The sequence below is a fragment of the Snodgrassella sp. ESL0323 genome (assembly GCF_013346865.1).
GTDB classification, from domain to species: Bacteria; Pseudomonadota; Gammaproteobacteria; order Burkholderiales; family Neisseriaceae; genus Snodgrassella; species Snodgrassella alvi.
In genome coordinates this window covers 127,295-153,885 of record NZ_JAAEDT010000011.1, presented here as the reverse complement: position 1 = coordinate 153,885, position 26,591 = coordinate 127,295, and the positions used below count along the sequence as shown (strand labels likewise).

Below are 26,591 nucleotides of genomic sequence, written 5' to 3'. Positions count from 1 at the left end.
AAAACCCTGCCAAGTGCAGGGTTTTTTACTGACTTAACTTATATTGTTACCTGATAGCATTAAAGCGTTCTTGTATCGCAACAGGAAAAGAAATCGCTTTATTGCTTTGCTGATCAAAAGCCATAAATGTCACCACAGCCTGCACAACTGTCTGTCCTGTATTTTTAAGAGTAATCGTTTGATTAACTTCTACTTTGCGCGGTTGTATTTTGCTCAAAGCAGTAGATATCAGCAAATCATCCCCGAAACCGGCACTTCGCCGGTAACTGATATTGATATTTATCACAGCCATTCCACAACCGGCTTCGGTAAACATAGGCGTTAAGCCGGCTTCGTCAAAATAATGCCAGCGTGCCTCTTCCAGAAATTCCAGATAGCGTGCATTATTAACATGGCGGTACACATCTATGTGAAAGCCGCGCACACGAATTTCAGTTTGATGTGTTTGTACTGATAGCCGGTCTGTAATTTGAGTTGAATCTTGCATATTTAGTTATTTACCACACTCCAGCTAATGGTCTGATTAGCACGCAACGGAATCAGTCGTTCATGATTACCATACGGATAGTATGGTGGCACTGTGCGATTTATTTTTTCCAGTGTAATGGTTTCCTTATTGATTTCCAGACCATAAAACCGCGGACCGTTTTCTGCTGCAAAAGCCTGTAATTTATCCAGTGCTCCCGCATGCTCAAAAGCTTCTGTATACAACTCAATAGCAGCAAAGGCACTGAATATACCCGCACATCCGCAAGCACATTCTTTACTGTGCTGAGCATGCGGCGCACTATCGGTACCGAGAAAAAATTTATGTGACTGTGTACCGCTTACAGCCTGTAACAGTGCCTGACGATGGGTTTCGCGCTTTAGTACCGGCAAACAGTAGTGATGAGGCTGGATTCCCCCAACCAGTAAAGCATTGCGATTGTAGAGCAAGTGCTGGGGTGTTACCGTAGCAGCCACATTTTCACCAGCCTGGATCACCAGCTGAGCAGCTTGTGCAGTGGTAATATGCTCAAATACTAATTTCAGTTCAGGCAGACGTTGTAATAGCGGCTGTAAAAGTTCATCAATAAATACTGCCTCACGGTCAAAAATATCAATTTCACTTTTGGTTACTTCACCATGCACCAGTAATGGCATGCCTGTTTCAGCCATAGTTTCCAATACCGGCAATAAAGCCCACAAATCACTGACACCAGCCGCAGAGTTAGTTGTGGCACCGGCAGGATAAAGCTTACACGCAATAATACCTGCCTCTTTGGCCTCGCGTATCAGTGCCGGTGTAGTCTGGTCAGTCAGATATAAAGTCATCAATGGCTGAAAATGACTGCCCGCAGGTACTGCAGCAAGTATACGTTCACGATAAGCCAGTGCTGCTGCAACTGAGGTTACCGGTGGTTTCAGGTTTGGCATAATCAGGGCTCGCCCCATCTGCCGTGCACTGAAAGGTACTACTGCTTTTAATGCTGCACCATCACGCACATGAAGATGCCAGTCATCCGGACGGGTTATAGTGAGAGTCTGCATCTGTATCCGTTCTATCAGCGTGTGTTACACAGCTAAAAAATAATAGGTTAATGTACTATTCTGTCGCAGCTTCTACAACCTGAACCTGAATAAAGTTAACAAAATATTGTAATTAATTGTAATAAATTACTGTCTGAAAAACTTAGCGGTGTTTTACCCACATCATTATTACATCATCATTTCTGATTTGCTGATGCAATAATTCATGACCTGTCTGCCGGCAGAAAGCTGCAAAATCATCAGGAGCAGTTTTATCTGTTGCCAGTACTAGCAATACTTCTCCGCTATCCATTGCTGCCAGCGCTTTTTTTGCACGTAAAATCGGCATCGGGCAATTTAAATCGATAACATCTAGTGTTCTATCACTGTGTGGTTCACTCATCAGCAACTCATCATAGAATATTGAAAGTTATCATTATACATCGCGCATGAAACAGACTGAATCTATACGCCTTGCTCAGGCTAAAGCAGCCCGTTCCAATCTATATCAGTCATGTATTAAAAAATGCACGCTGACAGGAAAATTATCAGAATATGTTTTGTTATTAAAACCGTTGTAATCAAGAACAGCATGCATAAAACATAAGTAGATAAACGTTATTTTATAATTATTTACTTAAATAAATATCATTTCCGGCTTTTGCAGTAAAGACATATATACATTGAAAAATCAGAGAGCTTGCAGATAAATTCATAATAGCAGAATTAACTTTGCGCCAGCTCCAGCATTTCCCTGGCATGACTACGTGTGGTATCGGTAATGGTTTCGCCGCCGAGCATTCGTGCAATCTCATTCACCCGATCTGTCGCATTCAGTACGTTTATTTCACTTACAGTCTGCCCTTTGCTGTTATGCTTTCGCACCTGCCAGTGCTGCTGACCACAAGCTGCGACCTGCGGCAGATGAGTAACAGCAAGCACCTGACGATTCTGCCCCAGACTACGCAGTGCGTGACCAACAACATCAGCTACAGCCCCGCCAATACCGGTATCCACCTCATCGAAAATCAATGTAGGTACCGCATTATACTGACTGGTAACCATTTGCAGAGCCAGACTGATACGTGCCAACTCACCACCGGAGGCGACTTTGCTCATTGCTCTTAAAGGCGTGCCCTGATTGGCAGCTACCTGATACTGTACCTGCTCCAGACCATGCACAGATGGTGAGGCACTTAACAATTCAATATGAAAACGTGCACCTTGCATTGATAAATTTTGCATGTGAGCTGTGGTTTGTTTCGCCAGCTTTTTCGCTGCCTGATGGCGTTTCACTGATAATTGCTGTGCTGCATGCATATATTCATTTTCGCGTTCTGCTACCCGCGCCTGTAACGCTTCAATATCCGCAGCCGCCTCCAGTTCATTAAGAGCTGATTCAACTTTTGCAAGCTCTTCAGGCAATTGTGGTGGCTCGATCCGGTATTTACGCGCAACACTCATTAACTCCTGCATGCGCTGTCCCTGCTGTGCTAATAAATTTTCATCAGTCTCTACACTGGCAGTAGCTTCACGCAAATACGCACTGACTTCACTCAATTCTGCTTCTACTGATTCCAGTAATGCCACACTGTCTGCAAAAGCAGGAGCTGCTTTAATCAGTGCAGCCAGTTGTTGCCGGCAGTGATACAAACGGCTTTGTAAACCCTCATCACCATTGAGAACTTCTTCTACATTTTCCGCTGTTTGCAGTATTTCCGCCGCATGTACTAATGAATCATGACTCTGACTGAGATTTTCCCACTCATGCTCTTGAAGATTCAGGGCATTTAGCTCATCAAAGCGCCATTGCAAGCGCTCACGCTCAATATTCAGACTATCAGCCTGTGTTTGCGCTTTTTCCAGCTCTTTTTTGGCTTCATGCCAACGCTGATAGGCTTCACGTACTTGAGCAACTTCTCTATCAGCACCCGCAAATGCATCCAGTAATATACGTTGCGCGGATTCACTGTTTAAAGAGTGGTGAGCATTCTGACCATGTATATCAATTAATAATTCACCTATCTGCCGCAACTGACTCAAAGTAACCGCCTGATTATTAATGAAACTACGACTTTTTCCCTTTACATCAATTATACGTCGGATACTTAATTGCGTTTCGTTTTCATCCAGTAATCCCTGTTCCTGTAGTAAGGTACGGGCATGTGTTACATCACTGACATCAAACAGTGCTGATAACTGGGCTTCTTTGGCACCATGTCTTATCTGACCATAATCAGCTTTATCACCTAACAACAGACCTAATGCATCTAGCGTGATTGATTTACCCGCCCCGGTTTCACCTGTCAGAACGGTAAAGCCGCTTTGAAAACTCAGATTCAGCTCATCAACAATGACAAAGTCACGCAAAGACAGCGCCAGAAGCATAAACAACCTTTCTTAGAGAAAGTATTAATGATTTATGCCGGATTTTAGTATTTTTTAGGAAAATAAGAAACCATTTTTTAGAAAAATCTAAAATAATTGATAATAAATTTCGGTTTTATTAATTTTTATTGTGTTTTTTCCACCAATAGCAACATAAACATTATTTTTTCAGAGATTATGTCAGGCTACAAAAATTATTTAAAATCTGATTAACGGATTAAGTTTGTTTTACAGCACATAGCTATACCAGCTGGTCACCCCAATGCAGTTTCTGACGCAGAGTTTTGTAATATTGATAATTAACCGGATGTAAAATCCTCAGAGAATTGCGATAGCGGCAAATACGGATTTTATCCATAGTATGTAAATCAAAAAACGCCTGTCCGTCAAAATGAGCCCGGGCATCGCTGCCTTTGGTAATCAGCACTTCTATTTCACTGGTATCACTGACAGCAATCGGCCGGTTGGACATGGATTGCGGGCATATAGGCACCAAACTGAATGCACGCAGAGTTGGCTGTAAAATAGGACCACCGGCAGCCAAAGCATATGCCGTCGAACCAGTAGGTGTAGACACAATCAAACCGTCTGAACGCTGGGTATAAACAAACTCTTTATTGATGAATACCTCAAATTCAATCATCTGCCCCAGTGCACCACGGCTGAGTACAACGTCGTTTAGTGCCAGTGAATGATAAACTTCTTCGCCTGCACGTACTACTGTCGCTTCCAGCAAAATACGTTCTTCGGGCAGATATTTGCCAGTCAGCATGCCGGTTAATTCAGTTACCATCTGAGCACGCGGTACTTGTGTCAGAAAACCAAGATGTCCCTGATGAATACCAATCAATGGTACCCGGTAAGGTGCCAGTTTACGGGCAACAGACAATAAAGTACCGTCACCACCCAGTACCATAACGAGATCACAGCGCCGCCCCATTTCACATTTATTAATAATATTACAGCGTTGCAGCAATATCGGATTAATCTGGTTATCCGCTTGCGCTTCACTATCCAGATACACCGAAATTTCTTCTTCACATAAAAAAGTAATGAGTTCGTCCAGTACTTCACTCATCATTGGTGTTTGCGGCCGTGTCACAATTCCGATATGGTTAAACTGGCTATTCATGTAAACATTTATTCCTGACTAAGTTACTCTCTCTAAATAACTACCATAACTTTATTTGGCTATTATAAAGGTTAGTGTAACAATAAACTTATATTATGTGCATTTTCATGCCGAATGCAAATATTATGCAAATGAACTGATAGTGAATTTGAAAAGGTATAGATATAAGATATTACTTTCATAGTTGCAGATATCCGCAGCACTTATTCTTTTAGCTGGCTGAAATGTCTGCTACTGAGGTATCTGATTATTCCGAATCATAAAATTTAATCTAAACTTAAAACAAAATATTAATTACTAGCAGAATACGTCTTGCACATAATTTGCCGGCACAGATCAATTTTAAAGTCGTTTAGCTGACATATGATTAGAAATACACCCGTATTATGCAAGTAAATTATCATTGCTTACGCACAATAGCTGTTTCCTACTCAATTCAGCTAATCAGCAATTGAAATTACTCGCTAATTTTTTTGTTACTTTATTGCTTCAAATATCTCTGCAAAAAAGAAATTTTTAAAATATCTAATGTTCAAAAAATAATCTTCATATTTATGCTTTGATTTTCTTTAACTGCTTTAACAGATTACATAACATTATGCTGCTTATCCCGATTTATACTCTTATCTAACTATCTATCGCTCAATTGAGCGTAAATCGCTACAATAACTGTTTAAACTACGGTAGCCACTATGTCTGCATCTCTGCCAAAAGTTTTTGCTCTACTTGGTCCTACAGCGTCAGGCAAGACCAGTCTGGCTCTGAGTCTGGCTGAGCAGTTTCCGATTGAAATTATCAGTCTGGATTCCGCCCTGATTTATCGTGATATGAATATCGGTACGGCTAAACCCAGTGCAGAAGAGTTAGAAGCAGTGCCCCATCATCTGATTGATATTATTTCACCGCTTGAAAGCTACAGTGCTGCCCAGTTTGTCAGTGATTGTGTGGATTTAGTCGAGGAAATTCATAGACGCGGTCACCTGCCTTTGCTCGTGGGCGGTACCATGATGTATTACCATGCCCTGACACAAGGACTGAACAGCCTGCCGGAGGCCAATCCGCAAATCCGTGCCGAACTGGATAAACTTAAACAACAGCACGGTACAGACTTTCTGTATGCACAATTACAGCGGGTGGATCCCATTACTGCTGCCCGCTTGCCTGCCGGTGATAGCCAGCGTATTGAACGGGCACTGGAAATCTATCACATCACTGGTGTTCCCATGAGCAGCCATCTGGCTAAACAGGAAAACCGGCAGAGCCCTTTAAATGTATGTACACTGGCACTTTTACCAGCCGACCGTGCCCGTCTGCATACACAGATTGCCACCCGCTTTCATTCGATGCTGGCACAGGGTTTTGTGGAAGAAGTGGAAGCACTTCGGCTGCAATACCCGGAATTGCATCCTGATTTGCCTTCAATTCGCTGTGTAGGCTATCGGCAGGCTTTTGATTATCTTAATGGCACAACTAACTACAGTACATTTGTTGAACGCGGGATTACTGCCACCCGGCAACTGGCAAAACGTCAGCTTACATGGTTGCGTAAACTGAATCCCGAACATGTATGCGATCCGTTTAATCCTGCAGGGCTGCAAGAACATGCGCAGCAATTAATACAGCAGTTTTTTGCTTAAACTGATTTAATTTAGAAAATTCTCCGGCAACGAAACCTTAGGCAATACTATTAAAATATTGTGTAAACATTGTCTAATCTGATAGTCTGTTTATTTTGCAACTTAATGTATTAATTCAAATTCTTAATTATTAATTTGTAATTATTTATCTGTATCTACTGTTCTGCACTTTTTCAATACAAAGACAGAACAGCAAAACAAAATTATTTACAGTAAAATGCAGTCCGTTGTTAGAGTCATTATGTCATAGCATTCGTACTGAATTGAATATACGGCAAAGACAAACACTTATCTTCTACGCCTCACTCTGACCAGGCAAGGGTCAGGCATTTTTGATTTAATAAGGAGAAAACACGATGTCCGTACAGGATCGCATTCGTTATACCTCACTTCATTCCCGCCTTATGTCTGCTGAGCAAGCTGCTACCCTGATAGATAATAATGCCAATGTCGGCATGAGCGGATTTACCGGCGCCAGCTATCCTAAAGTTTTGCCGAAAGCTATTGCTGACTTTGCCCGTGCTGAACATGCTGCCGGTCGGCCATATAAAATTAATGTATGGACTGGTGCTTCCACTGCGCCGGAATGTGATGGCGCACTAGCTGAGGCACATGCAATAAATCAGCGTTTACCATTTAATACTGATCGCCATATGCGTCAGGAAATCAACAATGGCGATGTCAATTTTATTGACATGCATTTATCGCATGTTGCCCAGCAGGCATGGTTTGGTTTTCTGGGTCACATGCATGTAGCCATTATCGAAGTACTGGGCATTACTGAAGACGGACATCTGATTCCGTCTACCGCAATCGGTAATAATCAGACATGGCTGGATATGGCGGACAAGGTTATTCTGGAAATCAATACCGGTTTGCCGATACAAATGGAAGGCATGCATGATATTCCTATGGATAATGCTATTCCGCCCCACCGCAAACCAATTAACATGACTCGCGCCGATGATCGCATCGGTGAAAAATACCTGAAAGTTGATTTAAACAAAATAGTCGCTATTGTTGAATCCAATGCTCCGGATCGCGACAATGTTTTCAGCGAACCTGATGACAAATCCAAACAGATTGCCGCTTATATTGTTGATTTCCTGTCTCACGAAATCAAAATGGGGCGTCTGCCTAAAGAAATGCTGCCAATTCAGTCTGGCGTTGGTAACGTGGCAAATGCCGTACTGGCAGGTCTGTTAACCGGTCCGTTTGAAAATCTGTATGGATATACCGAAGTATTGCAGGACGGTATGCTGGATCTGATACGTGCCGGTAAAATGGCTACTGCATCTGCTACCGCTATTTCCCTGTCTGCTAAGGCATTCCAGGATTTTGCAGACAATATTGATTTTTACCGTGAACGCATTATTCTGCGCCCGCAGGAAATCTCCAATCACCCGGAACTGGTGCGCCGTCTGGGTATCATTGGAATGAATTCAATGATTGAAGCCGATATTTACGGCAACATCAATTCTACCCATGTAATGGGTACCAGTATGATGAATGGTATCGGCGGTTCAGGTGACTTTGCACGCAACAGTTTCCTGAATTTCTTTGTTACCCCGTCTACTGCTAAAGATGACAAGATTTCCTGCATCGTGCCGATGGTTTCACATGTTGACCATACCGAACACGATACACAGATTATTGTTACTGAGCAGGGTCTGGCTGATTTGCGCGGTCTGGCTCCGCGGCAGAGAGCAAAAGTGATGATTGAAAAATGTGCTCATCCGGATTATCGCGATCAGTTGCAGGATTACTACGACCGTGCTTTGCAAACGGCAAAAGGTATTCATACACCTCATATTCTCACTGAAGCTTTAAGCTGGCATGAACAATTCCTGAAAACCGGTTCTATGAAAATGTAATTGATTCCGGATAATGTCAAACAGCCCTGTTTTCAACAGGGCTGTTTTTTATCAGACTGCATCACTTCTCGACCAGATAATTTATTTTCGGTTCAGCATCCGCAATTGATTTACTGAATCCTATAAACAGGTTATTACCCTTACCAGACTGAAATCTAGTGCTACATCGTCTGAATGTGTATTTATGAATATACTTCATCATCACTCATTATCAAATTCAGCCACATACACATTACTATCAGTTAAAATAACCACCACTCATTCTCTGCTGCATTCAGCAAATTCTTTATTTCTTCATCCTCAAAAGGAACAACCACCATGTTTTCCAAAGCGTTAACCATCGAAAAATTTGATCCGGAACTGGCCGGTGCCATTGCCCGTGAAGATCAGCGCCAGCAAGATCACGTAGAACTAATTGCATCAGAAAACTACGTAAGCTGCGCCGTAATGGAGGCTCAGGGCAGCCAGTTAACCAATAAATATGCCGAAGGCTATCCGGGTAAACGTTATTATGGTGGCTGCGAATATGTCGATGAAGTAGAACAGCTGGCTATCGACCGCCTGAAAGAATTATTTGGCGCCAGTTATGTCAATGTACAGCCTCATTCCGGCTCTCAGGCCAATCAGGCTGTTTACGCCAGCGTATTACAACCGGGCGACACTATTCTGGGTATGTCTCTGGCGCATGGGGGGCATCTGACTCACGGAGCCAGTGTCAATATTTCTGGTCGCCTGTATAACGCCATTACCTATGGTCTGGATGAAAATGAAATCCTCGACTACAAACAGGTGGAACAGCTGGCACTGGAGCATAAGCCGAAAATGATTGTGGCTGGTGCTTCAGCTTATGCACTGGAAATAGACTGGGCACGTTTCCGTGAGATTGCAGATAAAGTAGGTGCTTATCTGTTTGTAGACATGGCGCATTACGCCGGTCTGGTCGCTGGCGGAGAGTATCCGAATCCGGTACCTTTTGCTGATTTTGTGACCACTACTACCCATAAAACTCTGCGCGGACCGCGCGGCGGTGTGATTATGTGCCGCAGCGATGAACACGCAAAAGCACTGAATTCAGCTATTTTCCCGTGCCTGCAAGGTGGTCCGTTAATGCATGTGATTGCAGCCAAAGCAGTAGCCTTCAAAGAAGCCTTACAGCCGGAATTCAAACAATATGCCCGTCAGATTAAAGCCAATGCCAAAGTACTGGCAGAAACCTTGATTGAACGTGGCTTGCGTATTGTTTCAGGTCGTACTGAAAGCCATGTATTTCTGGTAGACCTGCAACCAAAAAAACTTACCGGTAAAACGGCAGAAGCGGTGCTGGGCAAAGCACATATTACCGTTAATAAAAATGCCATCCCTAATGATCCGGAAAAACCATTTGTCACTTCCGGTATCCGTTTAGGCACGGCAGCGATTACTACTCGCGGCTTTACTGAAACAGATACGCGTGAACTTGGTCATCTGATTGCAGATGTACTGGATAATGCAGACAATGAAAAAGTTATTTCAGAAGTCTCAGAAAAAATACAGAAAATTTGCAATCGTTTACCAGTATATGGAAAATAAACCACAATATTATAGTATTAATATATTTCTCAATCATTTCTATTGATTGACATTAAAATAGTACTTATACTCAAAGCAGACTTTAGCATCATTGAATCAATGACGTTTTAGTCTGCTTTTTATTGACATTAAACATCGCGATTGAGTTTCTCAATAAGAAATTCATCTTTAACTAATCAGGTATTATCAAAATACTAATAAAGTATTAATATAACCGCATTGCAAAAGCAAAAATAACAATTTGGTGTTTAAATTTAAAATATTTTGATAATTCATTTTGAAAGGAAACAAAAATGAAAAAATTAATTTCTTCCGCTTTACTGGCTGCTTCTTTAGCTATGACTGCAGGTTTCGCTATGGCTAACAGCAGTCATGATGATACTGATATTCAGAATTTTACCGAATCAACTGCTCAAAATGGTCAGAACAGCCATGTTTCTGACTCAACACCAGAAAACACTCCTTTCCGTACTATTAATACCTATGCTGGTAATCACTAACAATCAGACAGTTGAATCGAAAAAAGCATAACTTCATGTTATGCTTTTTTTTAATTTTTATTCTAGCTTGAATTATGATTTCTATCTATTTTATAGTTTTCAACTAATAAATTACTACCTACTATCTTTATATTCTATCTGCCATAATTAGAAAAATTTATGCAACAGAATAATTATTAAATTGTTTATTTATTACTTTTCTTTCAAAAACTCTGAAAAACACTCATTATATTGATATTTAAATTAAATTTATAAACTTTATCAGATAAAAGTTATATAAAAATCCGGTCAGTAATAAGACTTTTCAGATTTTACCAAAATGAATAAATAGCCACCGAACTGAGCAATATTACTTTATTATATCCTCTTTATAAATATTTAAATCACTCAGGCCATTAGTTCAATGGAAGCAATTAAATCTGAATTAGAATTACAAGTAAAACGGATTAAGTCAAAACTGATTTTGGCAAGAAAAGCAGACAAGAAATTTAAAATTTTTGGTGCAAACGGCCATAAATACAAAATTAGTAAACCTATCAGTACTGATCTGGTTGCTGCTGTCGAACGAAAATATGGCTTTCAATTACCTGCGTGTTATAAAACTTTTATTACCCAAATAGGTAATGGTGGAAAAGCTAACGGGCATGCGCCAGGTCCCTTTCATGGTATTTATTCGTTACAAAAAAGTATTAATGAAGTGGATGGTTTCAATGGTCCTGATGGGCCTCAAAGAGCTTGTATTATATATCCGTACATATCGGAAGATGATTGGCAGAAACAAACATATACAATTGAAAATAATGATTTAAATGATGAAGAATATGATAATGAATTAGCCCGTTTATATGGAGGAATATTACTGATCGGAAGTCAGGGATGCGCCTTTGTAACTGGTCTGGTATTGAATGGAGAACATAAAGGTAAAATTGTTAATCTTTCATTTGATCGTGCACTTCCTAAATTCACGTTTGAAGATAACTTTCTTGATTGGTACGAACGTTGGCTGGACGAAGTAATTTCAGGCGACTTATTAGAATGGGAAAACGGTTGGTTTGGTTATACTGTATCGGGTTCTGAAAAACAATTACTTGAAAAATATTTCATGTCTGAATGTGAAGGATACAAGTGTAGATGTTTGGAATCGTTATTAATGAAATCCCGCACCATTTCTACAGAAACATTCCACATATTGGAAAATCAGTATCATCTGAATGAGGGTGATTTGAAACGAATTTGTTTAGAAATTATGGTTAAATTTAACTATTTGCAAACCAAAACATATTTACATGAATATTTTGATATTGAGCCAGAATTTGTAATTGAACTTTTGTACTTATATGGTAAAGGAAAAATAGAAGAGTGGATAGAAATATTATATGCTTTTGTCCCATCTATTAAAGACAGTTCTATTTTTGGATATTTTGTTAATATTTTAAAAAATAATAAAATTAATAATTACCAGATAATTCTACCGTTTACCACATATGAAGATAATAGTATGCGTTTAATCGCTTTTTCTGCTTTAACTTCTCTGGACAATAAAACTAAACAAACACTAATCAATTATTTCATTGCTGGACTTACTGATTCAAATGTTGATGTAATTTACCACGTATTATCGGCACTGAAAGGTATCGTTGACAACAGACTGCTCAAATATTATCAGGAGATCGCCAGGAAAATATCTGAAAAAGAGGAATATCAAAGTTTGACATACCGATTAAATGATTGCCTGACTGATTTCAACTTAACAAATGAAACCATCCTCAACATTGATGCAGAAAATTATAAAATTAGAAAATGGTTTCAATTCTGGAAAAAGTGATAATTTATTTTATTCAATCATTTATATGTATAACGGTAATTTATTATCTTTTATTATGGGCTGTATAACAGTGTGAATTATCTGCTTCGATAAATATTATGTTATGTAAAATTAATAATTGATTTGAACAATAATGGTTTGCTGTTTTAATTATCCATCTCTGACATAGAATAAATATAACATATTGATTACATATATTTATTTAAAAAATCATAATTAATATTGATTTTACTTAATAACTCAACTTTTATTATAGCCACAGGATTAAGATAAAGCTTCCTTATTCTCAGGAGTACAACATCATGGGGTTACTCTGGACAATTATAGTTGGCTTTATCATTGGTTTAATTGCCAAACTAATCTATCCGGGCAAACAGCAACTTGGGTTAGTGGTCACCACTTTACTTGGTATCGGCGGCTCATTACTGGCCGGATATGTTGGTCAGGCATTTGGCTGGTACCATGCGGGTGAAAAAGCCGGTTTAATAGCTTCGATTATTTTTGCCTGCATTATTCTGTTTATTTACGGCAAAATTAAAAACAGACAGATATAACGAAACGGTGATGGATATTCAATCCATCACCGTTTTTTTGCTCAAATAAATGTATTATTTATTGATCTGCACTTTACCCAAACCTTTATCACGTAACTGAGCAATAGTTGCATCAATACCCTGTTTCTGAATCAATTGATCAAACTGACTGCGGTATACCGTTACCAGACTGGTACCGTTAACCCGGAAATTATAAATTTTAAAGACACCATTAGCATAATACATCTGATAACCCACGGTGTAGTGCTTATTACCGGCACTAACAATTTCGGTAAATGTTTCCAGCCGGTTATTACCCTGATTCACTACCTTAGGTATAACCTTCACAGATGCATTACTGGCACCCATTAATGCTGAATGTGCATAAATGCGCACAATCATATTTTTAAAGGCCGCACTGAAATCCTGTCTTTGCTGTGCAGTAAACTGCCGCCATTGCATACCTACAGCCAAAGCTGAAATACGCTCATAATCCAGATACTGATCTGCATAACGTTCTATCTGACTAATACGCTGTTGTTCATTCAGGCTTTTGTCACGAGCCACTGATAACACCATATCCACATTTTGCTGTAACTGTTGTTGTGCCAACTGTTCCTGCGTTGCAGCGAACGAACATACTGCAACCATGAGCATCCAGCCTGCCAAACAAGCTTTTACATACCTCTGCATAGTATTCTCCTGTGAATAAGCAAAAAAAACGGCTTATGTTTTTTTATCATCCATAAACCGCTTGCTGTTTTTCATTTACTAAAGTCTTATCCTAATTTGGAAGCTAACCAGTCAGTTACACTGGCGAGCGCCGGTTCTAATGCAGCTATATCCTGCCCGCCGGCTTGTGCCAGTTCGGGACGACCGCCACCCTTACCACCAACCTGACCGGCAACATAATTAACCAGCTCACCAGCCTTGATTGTTTTAGTTAATGCTTTTGATACTCCTGCTATGATGGCAATTTTACCATCATTTACTGCTGCCAGCAGAACGATAATATTATCACCCTGTGCAATTAAATCAGCAGCAATATCTCTCAGAGCACTGCTTTCTGCCTCAATTTGTCCCAGCACCAGACGAGCTGTACCAATAGTTCTGGCCTGAGCCAGCAAAGCGGTACCTGCCTGTCTGGCCAGTTCACTTCTGGCTTCAGTTAATGCCTTTTCCAACTGTTTGGTTTGAGTATGTATTGCCTGAAGTTTAGGCAGCAAATCTTCAGCAGTCTGTGCTTTCACTTCGGCAACCGCCGCCTTAAGCAACTCTTCCTGCTGCTGAACAAACTGTAAAGCATTCAATCCAGTCACAGCTTCAATACGCCGTACTCCGGCAGCAATACCACTTTCAGAAATAATTTTGAAAAGACCAATATCTCCAGTCCGTGCAACATGGGTACCGCCGCATAATTCGGTAGAAAATTTGCCCATGCTCAGTACACGTACCTCGTCACCGTATTTTTCCCCGAACAGCGCCATCGCACCGGCAGCAATGGCTTCATCAAAGCTCATATTCTGCGCACATACAGGAACATTTGCCACAATTGCCTGATTTACCCGACGTTCAACTTCGGCCAGTTGTGCTGCAGTAACCGGCTGTGGATGTGAAAAGTCAAAGCGGGTGCGCTCAGCATTAACCAGAGAACCTTTCTGCTCAACGTGTGTACCCAATACTTCACGCAAGGCGCGATGCATCAGGTGAGTAGCACTGTGATTACGCATACTGGCTTCGCGCAGTACACTGTCTACCTGAGCGGTAACAGCATCACCCACTTTCAGACTGCCGGATAGCATTTCGCCAAACTGACCAAATACTTTAGCTTTGATTTTTTGCGTATCCTCAACCTGAAAGCGGTTTTCACCGGCAAAAATATAGCCAGTATCGCCAGTCTGGCCACCAGACTCTGCATAAAACGGTGTAAAGTCAATCACTATCACACCTGATTCACCGGCATTTAACTGCTCAACAGCTTCACCATCCTGATACAAAGCCAGAACTTTGCTTTCATTCTGGCGTTGCTGATAGCCGGTAAACTCTGTATCAGCACCTTCATAGGTAAGCTGAGTATTGGCTTTAAAATTCTGCGCTGCACGGGCACGGGCACGCTGAGCAGCCATTTCACGCTCAAACCCTTCTTCATCCAGACTGATATTACGCTCACGCGCAATATCGGCGGTTAAATCATATGGAAAGCCATAAGTATCATATAGTTTGAAAATTACCTCACCAGCCAGTGTCTGGCCGCCATCCTGCAAGACACTTTCCAGCAGAGTCATTCCGGTTTCCAGTGTTTGCGCAAAACGACTTTCTTCCTGTTTCAGTACATCACTGATTTGTGCCTGTTTTTCAACCAGCTCAGGATAGGCAGAGCCCATTTCCTGCACCAGATCCGTTACCAACAAATGGAAAAATACCTGTTTACAACCCAGTTTATAACCATGGCGTACAGCCCGTCGGATAATACGCCGCAATACATAGCCACGCCCCTCATTGCTGGGTAATACACCATCAGCAATTAAAAACGCACAAGAGCGGATATGGTCGGCAATGACTTTCAGACTCGGTACATCCTGACTATACGGAATGCCTACAACACGCGCTACAGCATGCAGCAAATTGACAAACAGATCGATTTCATAATTACTGTGTACATGCTGCAATACCGCCGACACCCTCTCCAGTCCCATCCCTGTATCAACTGACGGCTTAGGAAGCGGATTCATGTTACCGTTTTCATCCCGGTTATATTGCATGAATACACAGTTCCAGATTTCTATAAAACGGTCACCATCTTCTTCAGCACTGCCCGGAGGCCCGCCCCAGATATGTTCGCCATGATCATAAAAAATTTCCGAACAAGGGCCGCACGGACCGGTATCGCCCATTTGCCAGAAATTATCAGAAGCATAGCGTGCGCCTTTATTGTCACCTATACGGATAATTTTTTCCGGTGGCAGACCAATTTCATTTAACCAGATATCATAAGCTTCATCATCATCTGCATATACAGTTGCCAGCAGTTTTTCCGGTGGCAAGTTCAGCCAGTCCTTACTGGTGAGAAATTCCCAGGCAAAATGCAGGGCATCACGTTTAAAATAATCGCCAAAGCTGAAATTGCCCAGCATTTCGAAAAATGTATGATGGCGCGCGGTATAACCGACGTTTTCCAGATCATTGTGTTTACCACCGGCACGCACACATTTTTGTGCTGTTGTCGCACGGCTGTACGGGCGCTTGTCAAAACCCAGAAACACATCTTTAAACTGATTCATACCCGCATTGGTAAACAACAGGGTTTTATCATCCTGCGGAGGTACAAGTGAAGATGAAGGTACAACCTGATGACCCTTACTTGCAAAAAATTGAAGAAATTTAGAACGTAATTCTGCTGTTTTCATGGTAGTTTCAATAAGACGGGTGATTAATCGTATTCAGGCAGTCTGTATAAAACACAGACTGCCTGAACATAGATATAAAAACAGGACACTGGTTAGTCCACCTCAACCATCACCCTTGTTAAAATCATCCGCTTATCTTACCGCAGTTTTACGCATAAGCCTACCTGAACAGACGAAAATCCATGCCAAAATGACAATTCCGACAACACTAATGCCTTATGCGGTATAGTTACCCCCATACGAACAGATTGAAGTTACAAAGGTGGTAATAACACATAACCATGCCAGCCAGCCTTGGCACATCTTTGAAAAGGACGGACATGAAAAACACAGCCTGTCTGGGTTTATCCGGTTTGATTTTATGTATTCTGACTGCATGCAGCGGTTCACACGACAATGCCGGTCCTCAACCGGCTTCTGCTGTAGCGGCCAGCAAACCTGGTAGTTTAAGCGACACCAAGACACTTAAAATATTTAACTGGTCAGACTATGTTGACCCGAAAACTATTGGTGAATTTGAAAAAAAATATGGCATTAAAGTTACTTACAATTTTTATGACAGTGACGAAACACTGGAAAGCAAAATTCTGACCGGGCAGTCCGGCTATGATATTGTCGGGCCGTCCAACTCATTTGTCGGACGCCAGATTAAAGCCGGAGCATACCAGCCACTAGACAAAAATCAGTTGCCTAACTGGAAATACATTAACCCGAAATTACTGGATTTATTAAAAGACGTAGATCCGGATAATCAGTATGCGGTACCAAACTACTGGGGTATGAATACCATTGCAATCAATATTGAAAAAGTGAATGCAGCACTCGGTGCTACACCAATGCCGGAAAATAGCTGGGATTTGGTTTTTAATCCTGAGTATACTGATAAACTGAAAAACTGTGGCATCAGTTACATGGATAGTCCGGTAGAAATGATTCCGCTGGCGTTACATTATGCCGGCAAAGATCCGAACAGCCAGAGTAAAGATGATATTGATATCGCTGCTAATATTATCAAAGCGAATCGCAACAATGTACAACGTTATTCGTCTTCTGGTTATATTGATGATCTGGCACGTGGCGACATTTGTGTAGCTATCGGCTTTGGCGGTGATTTAAACATTGCTAAACGACGCCGGCTGGAAGCAACCGGTAAAAAAGATATCTTGGTACTGGTTCCGACTCAGGGAGTTTCCCTCTGGATAGACACATTGACCATCCCGAAAGATGCAGCCAACCTAAAAAATGCCTATCGCTACCTGAACTGGATACTGGAACCGCAAACAGCGGCCAGAAACGCCAATTATGTTAGTTACGCACCTTCAAGCATGCCGGCAAAAGAACTGATAAAAAAAGAATATCGCGAAGATAACAGTATTTTCCCGTCAGATGAGATTCTGGCTAACAGTTATCTGGTATTACCGGCAAAATCGGATACCCTAAAATACGAATTGCGATTATGGCAAAATCTTAAAGCAGGAAAATAAATTTCCGACTAAATCCCATATTTTCAAAAGCCCCTCCTTTGAGAGGGGCTTGATATATTTTACTTTATGCAAATCAAAAACTGATGCCATTTAAAGGCACAGCTCAGGAAATTTTTTCCACGCTTGTGACAAAGTCATACCATTAGAATATAAATTAACTATACTTTGCGACATACCTGCTTTAACTACATCTATCTGTAAACCTTCTGTCTGTGTGAAAGGATTGACCAGTGCCAGTGTCTGAGTGCCATTAGGATAGGAGCTGATTTTGTAAAATTCCTGCGGCAGTTTAAACCGTGACTGAAATTTCTCATGCAGACATTTACTCACTTCTGTCACCGGCCGTTCAATACGCAGGCTGACTTCAGGTGGTGCGGTACGTTCAGGTTTCATTACAGGTAAGTTTTTTGACATTACCGCACATCGAACATTATTGGTACCATAAGGCTGATTAGATTGCAATAAAGCCATTGCCATCGCTCTCGAATCACATTCACGTTCTTCAGCAACAGGAGGAGGAACCTGAGCGCAGCCGGCCAGAATACTGATACAAAAACAGGGCCACCATAATATTTTTTTCCACAACATGCTTATCATTCCATGATCAGTATTAATATTTGTATTTAGTTATTCAGAAACTTTGAGTTTTTTGCCAGCCTGCCATTACCGGCGGAGCTTGATTAATTAATCACAATTACAGAAAATAAAACTTCAACTGGCTAATAATGGTTTTCATCTGAATATAGCTGTCATATGCCAAATGTTATATTGAAAACAAAATAGCTATAATAACAGGCATATTTGAATATACACTAGTTTTATTATGATTTTTCCCTCTGCTCATTCTGTCAAAACCGTTACACTGGCTCTTACCGGAGCATCAGGTATGCCTTATGCCAAACGTCTGCTGGGCTGCCTGTTACAGGCTGATATAAGGGTCTGGTTACTGTATTCACAGGCTGCCCAGATAGTCGCACAACAGGAAATCAACTGGCATTTACCTGCAAATGCTAAACAGTGTAATGCCGCATTGTGTGCAGAATACGGCGTAGACTCATCCATGCTTACTGTATTTGGCCGCGATGAATGGTTTGCACCTCCGGCCTCCGGTTCCAATCCTGCTGATGCAATGATTATCTGTCCGGCCAGCATGGGTTGTGTTGCCGCCATTGCAGCCGGTACTTCCGACCATTTACTTGAACGGGCAGCTGATGTATCGATTAAAGAAAATCGTCCGCTGATCATCGTACCGCGGGAAACGCCTTTATCAGCCATTCATTTGGAAAATCTGCTTAAACTGTCACGTTTGGGTGTATGCATTCTGCCCCCGGTATCCGGTTTTTATCAGCACCCGCAAACTATTCAGGATATGGTGGATTTTATAGTAGGACGTATTTTAGACCAGTTGCATATACCTCATCAGTTGATTACACGCTGGGGTGAAGAAAATAATTCTTGACACATGTTTCAATAAGGTTTAAGGTTAAATGATGAAAAACGCAACCACTTTCTCTTTTGCTTATTATTGGTACCACACCTCGGTGCGGTGCTTTTTTGCGTTTATATAATATCTAATAAGCAAAATAAAAAAGTGAACCGCCCGGCCAAACCGAGGCGGTTTTTTGTTGCTACAAACGCCTCATACAGAAAGGCATTACAAATGAATCGACAACTACTGGAGAATAAAATGTCCGCATTACCGCTAAATCAGTTACATCAATCAGAATCACCTGTGGCTCAGCTTCAACGCTGGTACATGATTGTTGACGGCAATCAGCACCGCTCTGACCTATGTCAGCTACAGCCACAATTCCAGACTGCATTTATGCTTAGTGAAGCTCTGATTCCTCAGCTGCGCCTGATAGCAATGTTAATTGCTGCACAGCGTCTGGGCTTTGAACAACCTACTCCTGATATTATCAGTGATGAGGCAGACTGGTTTGCCGCACGAATTCTGGTAATGGGTGTAAGAATTTTTCATCTGGATATTACCCTGATACCCATGCTGAAAACAGCAAACAGCCGTGCACGCAACTTCGCCCAAAAGCATAATCTGCCGTTTACTCCCGCACAAATGCGCATGAGCCTGCATGCCGGACGGCCGGAACAAATGCTGATTATTGAAACTGAAACTCAGTGCGAAGAAGATCTGGGGCTGGTAGAAAATAGTTTATATTTTGCTCACAATCTATGTCTGAAAGAACATACTATTATGGCCGCATGTCTTACTCAATAAGTTTACGCAGATATCAGATTAAATCAGTCTGCGTAATTTATGGCTTACTTTATAACGTGCATAAACTGTTATCTGCTGTAAAAACGGTTCCAGCTGCTCGGCAGTAAAATTTGCATGAATATAATAGCAACCATCACCCGTAATTTTATACAGAGCCTGTACCTCAGCAAAGGTACTCACCAAATGCTCCAATTCAGCAAACCGACTGTTATTCATATAAATAAAAATAAATTGTTCCGATATCAAGTGTTCAGTCAGTGTAAAACGTTCTATCACGCCGGTCTCAAGCAGGTTCTGTACCCTTAGCCCCACTGCCTGTCCGCTAAGAAATACTTTCTCGCCAATCTCTTTCCACGACAAACGACTATTATTTTTTAATAAATCCAGAATTGCTCTGTCTTTTTTATCCATAGTTTCATCCTGAAAATAAATCGTGTATATCTTTTTCATCAGCCTATTCTGTTGAAAACAGATAAGGCGCATAATTAAATTATTAAAACCAACAGGATATAACTAATGAAACAAGCACTCATTATAATTGATGTACAAAATGATTATTTTTCATCAGGTAAAATGGAACTGTACCAGCCACAACTGGCACTGGAAAAAATATTGAAGGTTCGTGAGTATTTCCGCAATCAGCAGCTGCCCGTGTATTACATCCAGCATATTAATAATAAACTGGGAGCTACTTTTTTTCAGCCTGACAGCCATGGTGTAGAATTACATCATCAATTACTGCCGATTGCAGACACGAATGAATTTATAATTCATAAAAGCTATCCCAATAGCTTCTTACAAACAACCCTGCATGAACACCTTCAACAAAAGAATATAGAGCAGTTGGTTATCTGTGGCATGATGACACACATGTGTGTTGACTCTACCACTCGCCAGGCAGTTGAATTCGGTTATCAGCCAATTGTTATTGCAGATGCATGCGCAACAATGAATCTGGAGTTCAATAGCAACATCATTAGTGCAACAAATGTGCAAAACAGTTTTTTAGCCGCATTGAATTATCTTGCTACTGTACAATCTGCTGAACAGTTCCTCAGTTAATACTTTTAACAGTATACAATTTTACTTGAATCACAATTCAGGAAATACGCCTGTTAACCTTATCCGCTTGCAGAATAACGGGACGTATTTCTGATGCTGAATTTAACTTATTGTCAAATTTAACGATTTTATCCTGCAATCATTATTAATTTTTTCAATCGGGTTTAGTCTGTCTCTATCTATATATAAGTTAATTTATTTATGCATAAAAACAGCACTTACTTTCTGAATTTGTTTATCCAGTGAATAAGTGCTATTTTATGTGTAAACAGAATTAATTAACTCTGATACTCACATTGGCAGGAAACGGTTGGGATCCTGTGGCTGGCCATTTTCACGTAGTTCAAAATGCAGCTGAGTGCGTTTAGCATCAGTATTACCCATAGTGGCAATCTGCTGGCCGCGTTTGACTTGCTGACCTTCTTTTACCAGAATATTCTGGTTGTTACCATAGGCAGTCAGATATGTCTGATTATGCTGTACGATAATCAAATTACCATAGCCACGTAAACCATTACCGGCATACACTACTTTACCTGAAGCGGCAGCCAGAATAGGCTGTCCGGCATTACCGCCATAATCAATACCTTTACTGCTACCGCCATACCCCTGCAGAATATTACCGCTGGTCGGACGCTGCCACTCAACCCCGCTCACACTGCGAACACCTCCGGTACTTCCTGTTTTACCGGTTGATGTAGTTGTTGCAGTTGTGGTTGTACTGGTAGTTGTGGTGGTTTTTGGTGTTTGTACAGGAGCAGTCACAGTAGTTGTCGTGGTTGTGTTACCTGCCGGTGCCACGTAGCCGGCTGGCTTCACGCGCAGAACCTGCCCCACCTTAATTTCATTCTCTATTATATTATTCCATGAACGCAGATTATCCTGAGTAATCTGATAACGTTTGGAAATGTTATATACCGTATCTCCGCGCTGTACCGTATGCGTTGCTGCATTAATATCAACCGGAGAGTAATTACCCACATAACCAGTGGAAGTGCCCGCAGCAGGTATATAAGCCGGAGCTGTATTTGCCGGTGGCGTATAAGGAGCAGCACCATATGGATTGTCGGCAGTGGTAGCAGCAGTACCTGTAGTGACATCACTGCTGCCCGTTTCTGTCGGCGCTGCCGGCTGTTTGAAAAGAGTACAGGCACTTAATGCCAGCACCAGCAAGCACCAGCCGGAACGATTCACACTTTTTTTCAACATAACGGTTTACCTTAAATCATTGCAATATTCAGGGGGCGCCAGCGCAACAGCGGCGGCAATAGCCAATTCAGACAGTATCATAAACAATGAGCAGCATTGTGTAAAATAGCATCAGGCATAAATTATTTTAACATGTCCTAATGATTGTGTTTATTCTGATAACTTTTTAGCATTAATCGCCCAATCATATAAAGCTTTTCGGTTTTCACCACTAATCTGTGCAGCCAGCACGGCAGCCTGCTTGGTCGGCAGTTCCTGCACTAAAATTTGCATAATATTAATAGCTTCGGCAGTCAGCTCAGTATTTTTTTCTTCTGGTGCCGGATGAAGTATCAGTACCATCTCGCCACGTTTCTGGTTAGCATCTGCCTGCACAATCGACTGAATTTCAGAAACTGTGCCGCATAGATAGGTTTCATGGGTTTTACTGATTTCTCGCGCCAGCATCAGAATGCGTTGCGGATAAAGTAAAACCATTTGTGCCAGCGTATCTGTAATTCTGTGAGGGGTTTCAAACATAACTACCGGATAAGATACTTCTTTCCATAACTGTAGCTTTTGATGACGTTCACCACTTTTTGCCGGTAAAAATCCCGCAAAATAAAAATCTGACTGGGTTACTCCTGCAACACTCAAAGCTGTCATCACCGCACTCGGGCCGGCTACCGGAACTACCTGATAACCGGCCGCACGAACCCGCGTTACCAGCCGTGCCCCGGGATCACACACTGCCGGCGTACCGGCATCAGAAACCTGTGCCACGACTTGCTCTGCAGCCAGAGCAGTGATAACACGCTCGGCCATACTTTGTTCGTTCTGTTCACGCACACTGATTAATCGCGCAGAAAGACCATACGCACGCAGCAATTGCTGTGTAACTCGTGTATCTTCAGCACAAATTAAATCTGCCCGGGACAATACAGCTAATGCATGAAAACTCAGATCAGCCAGATTACCTATCGGAGTAGCCACTACATAAAGGGTTTGCGGTACAATGCTGGCAACAGCTTTCTGATAATGGGCTTGCATTTATAAATCCGTAATCTGATTGAACTTTAGGTATAGTGCTTTAAACTGAAAGCTTAACGTTATAATCTGAAACTATTACTATACCACGTCATTACGGTGTTTCAGAGTTTACGCTTAGTAATTGTACTGGTAGATAACCGGCATGCAGCTGCTTTCAAAAGTCATATTTTGCCTGAAAACCAGCATATACCTCAGTATAAATAATATATACTGAGCATAAGCATATTATCTGCATTCGCCTTAATTAACAAATTAATTTATATGACAGAATCCATCTCCGTCCATCAACATTTTGCCGATAGCGCTCAACTTCTGAACGAGTGTGCAGATTTACTGGCTGAACCAATTGCCGAAGTTGCTCAGGGAATCCTGATGGCTTTGATGAGTGATGGCAAACTGCTTATTGCCGGTAACGGGGCATATGCCTCACTGGCTAATACGCTGGCTGCCTATATGGTGACCCGATTACAACAGGAACGAATGGCGCTTGCCGCATTATCTCTGTGCAATAATCCCTCCGTACTGAGTATATTAACTGACAGTGAACCCGACGATCTGTTTGCCAAACAAATTCATGCACTGGGTAAGCAGCATGATATGCTCTGCGTACTATCGGCAGATGGTCAGAATATCAATCTGATTAGTGCGATTAAAACTGCACATGAACGTGATATGCGTATACTGGCGATTACCGGCGGAAGCGGAGGTGAGATTGCCGGATTACTGCGCGATGATGATCTCTGGCTAAATGTTCCCGGAGACCATCCTTTGCGTGTACTTGAGGCACATCAGGTAACCATTCATGCCTTGTGTGCACAGATTGACCAATTATTGCTAGGTGGTATATAACCTGCAACAACCAATTTACAGGTGTATTTCATGAAAAAATATCTTTCTGCTCTGGCATTAGGACTTTGTCTGACCACTACCCTGACCGGTTGTCCGGCAGTTCTTGTTGGCGGAGCTACTGTCGGAACTTTAGCAGTTATCGACCGGCGCACGACTGGGGCTCAGGCTGATGATAAAGTAATGGAAATACGGATTCACGACGGAGCCATTTCATATCTGAATAGTCAGGCCCAGAAGAGTAAATTCCAGCCCACACTGTCTGTTATCAGCTACAACCGGCAAATACTTTTACTTGGCTTAGTAGCCAGTGAAAATGATAAAAATCTGGTAGAGCGCGTTGCCCGTGCTGAACCGGCTGCACAGAAAGTGTATAATTATATTGATGTCGTTAATCAAAACCGAAAATTAAGTGATGTTACAGATGATACATGGATAACATCAAAGGTACGCACTAATCTGCTTAATACCAAAGGCGTAGCGGTAAATAACGTCAGAGTGGTTACTTATAATGGTATAACTTATGCAATGGGTATTTTGACACCAGATGAGCAGCAGGCTGCTACATCTGCCATCAGCACAACATCAGGTGTACAAAAAGTAATTACGTTGTATCAAACTTTTGAAAATACGCCCAAAAGCACTCAGGTAAATCCCTGATAACACCATTCTGCTGCGAATACATTAAATTTACCAAATCAGCAGCTGTTAATACCTGATTAGCATAAACAAAAATCTGCGTATAATAACTATATTATACACAAAGATATCTCTGAAGGATTACCTTAACATGAGCACTAAACCCACCAAACCCGAAACAAAAAATAAAAAAAACGCGGTTAAAACTGGGCTGAGTACCTTTAGCAAAATCCTGCTGAGCCTCTTTTTAATTCTAACCATCTCTGTTTTCTTGTTTGTTTTCCACGCATGGCAGGTTCTGAATTCTTCCTCCGAAACCACAGAATTGCCCTCACAGGCAAGTTTTGAAGTACTGACTCCGACTGGTGCACCGGGAACAGGCAGTAATGTTCCGACACCTGTATTTTCACCCAATCCTGCTATAACGGCCGCTTCAGACAGTACTCAAATTGCATCGGAACCAACTCTGCCATCTACCACCACCGGCAGAACGAATACCGGCCCAAGAACAACACCTGAGAATCCAGAGGAAGTTCAGCCTCTTACACCTATCAATGTACCGGCAGCCACAAACAGAGAAAGTAATTCTGAAACTCCAGCTAAACCAGCTCCGGTAGCTAAGCAAAAACCGGCAGCTAACAGTAATAACGGCAAACCGCTGGATAATCTGTTTTAAACCGGTATTTACAGCAACAATAACGCCCATCCTGCGATGGGCGTTATTTATGGCCAACTGGCGACCCTAATAAAATTTCATAGTTGTATTTAATCATTTTAAAGGCAGCAGTAAACCATTGCTATGTACGCAACAAATTAGCATACATAACCAAATATTCAGAATTTTGATAGATGAAGTTCGATGAGTGCTTAAGCAGTACACACTATCAATACATTATTGATAGGGGTTCTCCACTGCGTTCATCAGTTCGCTCAGATAAGCGCGTAACTGCTTTTCCTGACACCCCATCAGTAGTCCGTCTTCAAAAGCTTCCTGTGCCAGCTCATAGATCTCCTGCATATTTTGCTGCATCACCTTAATTTTTTCAGTGCAAGAGACCACATTGCCCGCATCATCTACCCACTTCGGCATCGGTGGTAAAGGTTTCATCAGTGTTTCACCCTGCGCGCAGTCACAAAAGCACGAGACCAGTAGCCTTGTTCAATGCTGGTAATCTCAATATTTTTACCTGTACGCGGCGCATGAATCATCCGCCCATTACCAATATACATACCTACATGCGAAATTCCGCCGCCACCCGGGCTGAAAAATACCAGATCTCCCGGTTGTAAACTGGTTCGGCTGACAGCCTCTCCTACCGTCGCCATCTGACGTGAGCTGCGCGGTAAAGTAATACCCATACTACGGCGAAAGATATATTGCATAAATCCACTGCAATCCAGTCCGCTTGTAGGGGAGTTGCCGCCAAAATGATAGGCTACACCAAGTAAACCCATTGCATTCATAATCAAATCACCGGCATCATCACCTGTACGTACTGCCGGTGTAGCAGTGCGCTCGCGGATTAAACGCTCCAGTGCCGCATTATCCAAACCTTCGTTTGGTGCCGCCATTACCGGCGGAATCAAAATGAAATTGGCACACAAACATACTGCTGCCGTGTTCATTAATTTTTTTATCCACTTCATGAAACATTATTCCATCTGTTCATTAAACAATTCTGCTATCCTGTAGACAGCAATTGTTTCGGACT

At 41.7% G+C, this 26,591-nt stretch carries 26 protein-coding genes; 13 read left to right on the top strand and 13 right to left on the bottom strand.

The genetic code is table 11. The features are described 5' to 3' along the window. Positions 1-46: 46 nt before the first annotated feature. From GY065_RS02860 to GY065_RS02840, 5 genes are all read right to left on the bottom strand, one after another. On the bottom strand, positions 47-487 hold the full coding sequence (locus tag GY065_RS02860) for a thioesterase family protein (RefSeq protein ID WP_084586267.1): 441 nt from the start codon (positions 485-487) through the stop codon (positions 47-49). Between the two features lie 2 nt (positions 488-489). Then, on the bottom strand, positions 490-1,530 hold the full coding sequence (gene pyrC / locus GY065_RS02855; RefSeq protein ID WP_174833006.1) for a dihydroorotase: 1,041 nt from the start codon (positions 1,528-1,530) through the stop codon (positions 490-492). Between the two features lie 142 nt (positions 1,531-1,672). After that, positions 1,673-1,912, bottom strand: a complete 240-nt coding sequence (locus GY065_RS02850; protein WP_037475987.1) for a sulfurtransferase TusA family protein — start codon at positions 1,910-1,912, stop codon at positions 1,673-1,675. Between the two features lie 323 nt (positions 1,913-2,235). Further along, the gene (gene recN, locus GY065_RS02845; protein WP_174833005.1) at positions 2,236-3,897 is read right to left on the bottom strand and encodes a DNA repair protein RecN; all 1,662 of its coding nucleotides are present in this window, start codon (positions 3,895-3,897) and stop codon (positions 2,236-2,238) included. A 241-nt stretch (positions 3,898-4,138) separates the two neighbouring features. After that, positions 4,139-5,029, bottom strand: a complete 891-nt coding sequence (locus GY065_RS02840; protein WP_084548265.1) for an NAD(+) kinase — start codon at positions 5,027-5,029, stop codon at positions 4,139-4,141. 692 nt (positions 5,030-5,721) lie between these two features. Between GY065_RS02840 and miaA the strand changes: the two genes are divergently transcribed. From miaA to GY065_RS02810, 6 genes are all read left to right on the top strand, one after another. Continuing rightward, positions 5,722-6,666: a tRNA (adenosine(37)-N6)-dimethylallyltransferase MiaA gene (miaA, locus tag GY065_RS02835; protein ID WP_174833004.1), complete on the top strand. Its 945-nt coding sequence runs from the start codon at positions 5,722-5,724 to the stop codon at positions 6,664-6,666. A 356-nt stretch (positions 6,667-7,022) separates the two neighbouring features. Next, a complete protein-coding gene (locus GY065_RS02830) occupies positions 7,023-8,540 on the top strand; it encodes an acetyl-CoA hydrolase/transferase family protein (protein ID WP_037475978.1) in 1,518 nt (505 codons plus the stop codon). A 318-nt stretch (positions 8,541-8,858) separates the two neighbouring features. Further along, the gene (gene glyA, locus GY065_RS02825) at positions 8,859-10,109 is read left to right on the top strand and encodes a serine hydroxymethyltransferase (protein WP_025330221.1); all 1,251 of its coding nucleotides are present in this window, start codon (positions 8,859-8,861) and stop codon (positions 10,107-10,109) included. Positions 10,110-10,402: 293 nt separating this feature from the next. Then, positions 10,403-10,609, top strand: a complete 207-nt coding sequence (locus GY065_RS02820) for a hypothetical protein (protein WP_037475976.1) — start codon at positions 10,403-10,405, stop codon at positions 10,607-10,609. Positions 10,610-11,012: 403 nt separating this feature from the next. Beyond that, entirely contained in the window at positions 11,013-12,434 is a 1,422-nt protein-coding gene (locus GY065_RS02815) for an SMI1/KNR4 family protein (protein WP_174833003.1), read from the top strand. Positions 12,435-12,736: 302 nt separating this feature from the next. Next, positions 12,737-12,988, top strand: a complete 252-nt coding sequence (locus tag GY065_RS02810; RefSeq protein ID WP_084551839.1) for a GlsB/YeaQ/YmgE family stress response membrane protein — start codon at positions 12,737-12,739, stop codon at positions 12,986-12,988. A gap of 54 nt (positions 12,989-13,042) precedes the next feature. On the opposite strand, the gene GY065_RS02805 is transcribed toward GY065_RS02810, so the two are convergent. Continuing rightward, a complete protein-coding gene (locus GY065_RS02805) occupies positions 13,043-13,660 on the bottom strand; it encodes a phospholipid-binding protein MlaC (RefSeq protein WP_025330218.1) in 618 nt (205 codons plus the stop codon). Positions 13,661-13,746: 86 nt separating this feature from the next. Then, on the bottom strand, positions 13,747-16,374 hold the full coding sequence (gene alaS, locus GY065_RS02800) for an alanine--tRNA ligase (RefSeq protein WP_174833002.1): 2,628 nt from the start codon (positions 16,372-16,374) through the stop codon (positions 13,747-13,749). A gap of 320 nt (positions 16,375-16,694) precedes the next feature. On the opposite strand from alaS, the gene GY065_RS02795 reads away from it, so the two are divergent. Then, positions 16,695-17,858, top strand: a complete 1,164-nt coding sequence (locus GY065_RS02795; protein WP_174833001.1) for an extracellular solute-binding protein — start codon at positions 16,695-16,697, stop codon at positions 17,856-17,858. Between the two features lie 90 nt (positions 17,859-17,948). Here GY065_RS02795 and GY065_RS02790 read toward each other — a convergent pair whose 3' ends face one another. Next, the gene (locus tag GY065_RS02790) at positions 17,949-18,446 is read right to left on the bottom strand and encodes a hypothetical protein (protein ID WP_174833000.1); all 498 of its coding nucleotides are present in this window, start codon (positions 18,444-18,446) and stop codon (positions 17,949-17,951) included. A 235-nt stretch (positions 18,447-18,681) separates the two neighbouring features. On the opposite strand from GY065_RS02790, the gene GY065_RS02785 reads away from it, so the two are divergent. Then, entirely contained in the window at positions 18,682-19,317 is a 636-nt protein-coding gene (locus GY065_RS02785; RefSeq protein ID WP_174832999.1) for a flavin prenyltransferase UbiX, read from the top strand. A gap of 201 nt (positions 19,318-19,518) precedes the next feature. Next, positions 19,519-20,094, top strand: a complete 576-nt coding sequence (locus tag GY065_RS02780; protein WP_244621471.1) for a hypothetical protein — start codon at positions 19,519-19,521, stop codon at positions 20,092-20,094. Between the two features lie 18 nt (positions 20,095-20,112). Here the strand turns inward: GY065_RS02780 and GY065_RS02775 are convergent, their stop codons facing one another. Further along, positions 20,113-20,544: an Lrp/AsnC family transcriptional regulator gene (locus GY065_RS02775; protein WP_174832998.1), complete on the bottom strand. Its 432-nt coding sequence runs from the start codon at positions 20,542-20,544 to the stop codon at positions 20,113-20,115. A gap of 66 nt (positions 20,545-20,610) precedes the next feature. On the opposite strand from GY065_RS02775, the gene GY065_RS02770 reads away from it, so the two are divergent. After that, a complete protein-coding gene (locus GY065_RS02770; protein WP_174832997.1) occupies positions 20,611-21,156 on the top strand; it encodes a cysteine hydrolase family protein in 546 nt (181 codons plus the stop codon). 291 nt (positions 21,157-21,447) lie between these two features. Here the strand turns inward: GY065_RS02770 and GY065_RS02765 are convergent, their stop codons facing one another. Both GY065_RS02765 and rsmI read right to left on the bottom strand, forming a co-directional pair. Further along, positions 21,448-22,365: a peptidoglycan DD-metalloendopeptidase family protein gene (locus tag GY065_RS02765; protein WP_174832996.1), complete on the bottom strand. Its 918-nt coding sequence runs from the start codon at positions 22,363-22,365 to the stop codon at positions 21,448-21,450. Positions 22,366-22,515: 150 nt separating this feature from the next. Continuing rightward, positions 22,516-23,394 (bottom strand): 16S rRNA (cytidine(1402)-2'-O)-methyltransferase, encoded by an 879-nt coding sequence (gene rsmI, locus GY065_RS02760; protein ID WP_174832995.1) that lies wholly within the window; start codon positions 23,392-23,394, stop codon positions 22,516-22,518. A 261-nt stretch (positions 23,395-23,655) separates the two neighbouring features. Between rsmI and GY065_RS02755 the strand changes: the two genes are divergently transcribed. The 3 genes from GY065_RS02755 (at position 23,656) to GY065_RS02745 (ending at position 25,555) form a co-directional block, all read left to right on the top strand. After that, positions 23,656-24,243 carry an SIS domain-containing protein gene (locus tag GY065_RS02755; protein ID WP_037475951.1) on the top strand — a complete coding sequence of 196 codons (588 nt, stop codon included), beginning with the start codon at positions 23,656-23,658 and terminating at the stop codon, positions 24,241-24,243. Between the two features lie 30 nt (positions 24,244-24,273). Beyond that, positions 24,274-24,900 (top strand): BON domain-containing protein, encoded by a 627-nt coding sequence (locus tag GY065_RS02750; protein WP_037475949.1) that lies wholly within the window; start codon positions 24,274-24,276, stop codon positions 24,898-24,900. A gap of 130 nt (positions 24,901-25,030) precedes the next feature. Beyond that, complete coding sequence (locus tag GY065_RS02745) at positions 25,031-25,555, top strand: hypothetical protein (protein WP_037475947.1); 525 nt, start codon at positions 25,031-25,033, stop codon at positions 25,553-25,555. Between the two features lie 216 nt (positions 25,556-25,771). Here the strand turns inward: GY065_RS02745 and GY065_RS02740 are convergent, their stop codons facing one another. After that, on the bottom strand, positions 25,772-25,969 hold the full coding sequence (locus GY065_RS02740; protein WP_232617000.1) for a hypothetical protein: 198 nt from the start codon (positions 25,967-25,969) through the stop codon (positions 25,772-25,774). Between the two features lie 17 nt (positions 25,970-25,986). Continuing rightward, positions 25,987-26,526, bottom strand: a complete 540-nt coding sequence (locus tag GY065_RS02735; protein ID WP_037475942.1) for a C40 family peptidase — start codon at positions 26,524-26,526, stop codon at positions 25,987-25,989. Positions 26,527-26,591: the final 65 nt, after the last annotated feature.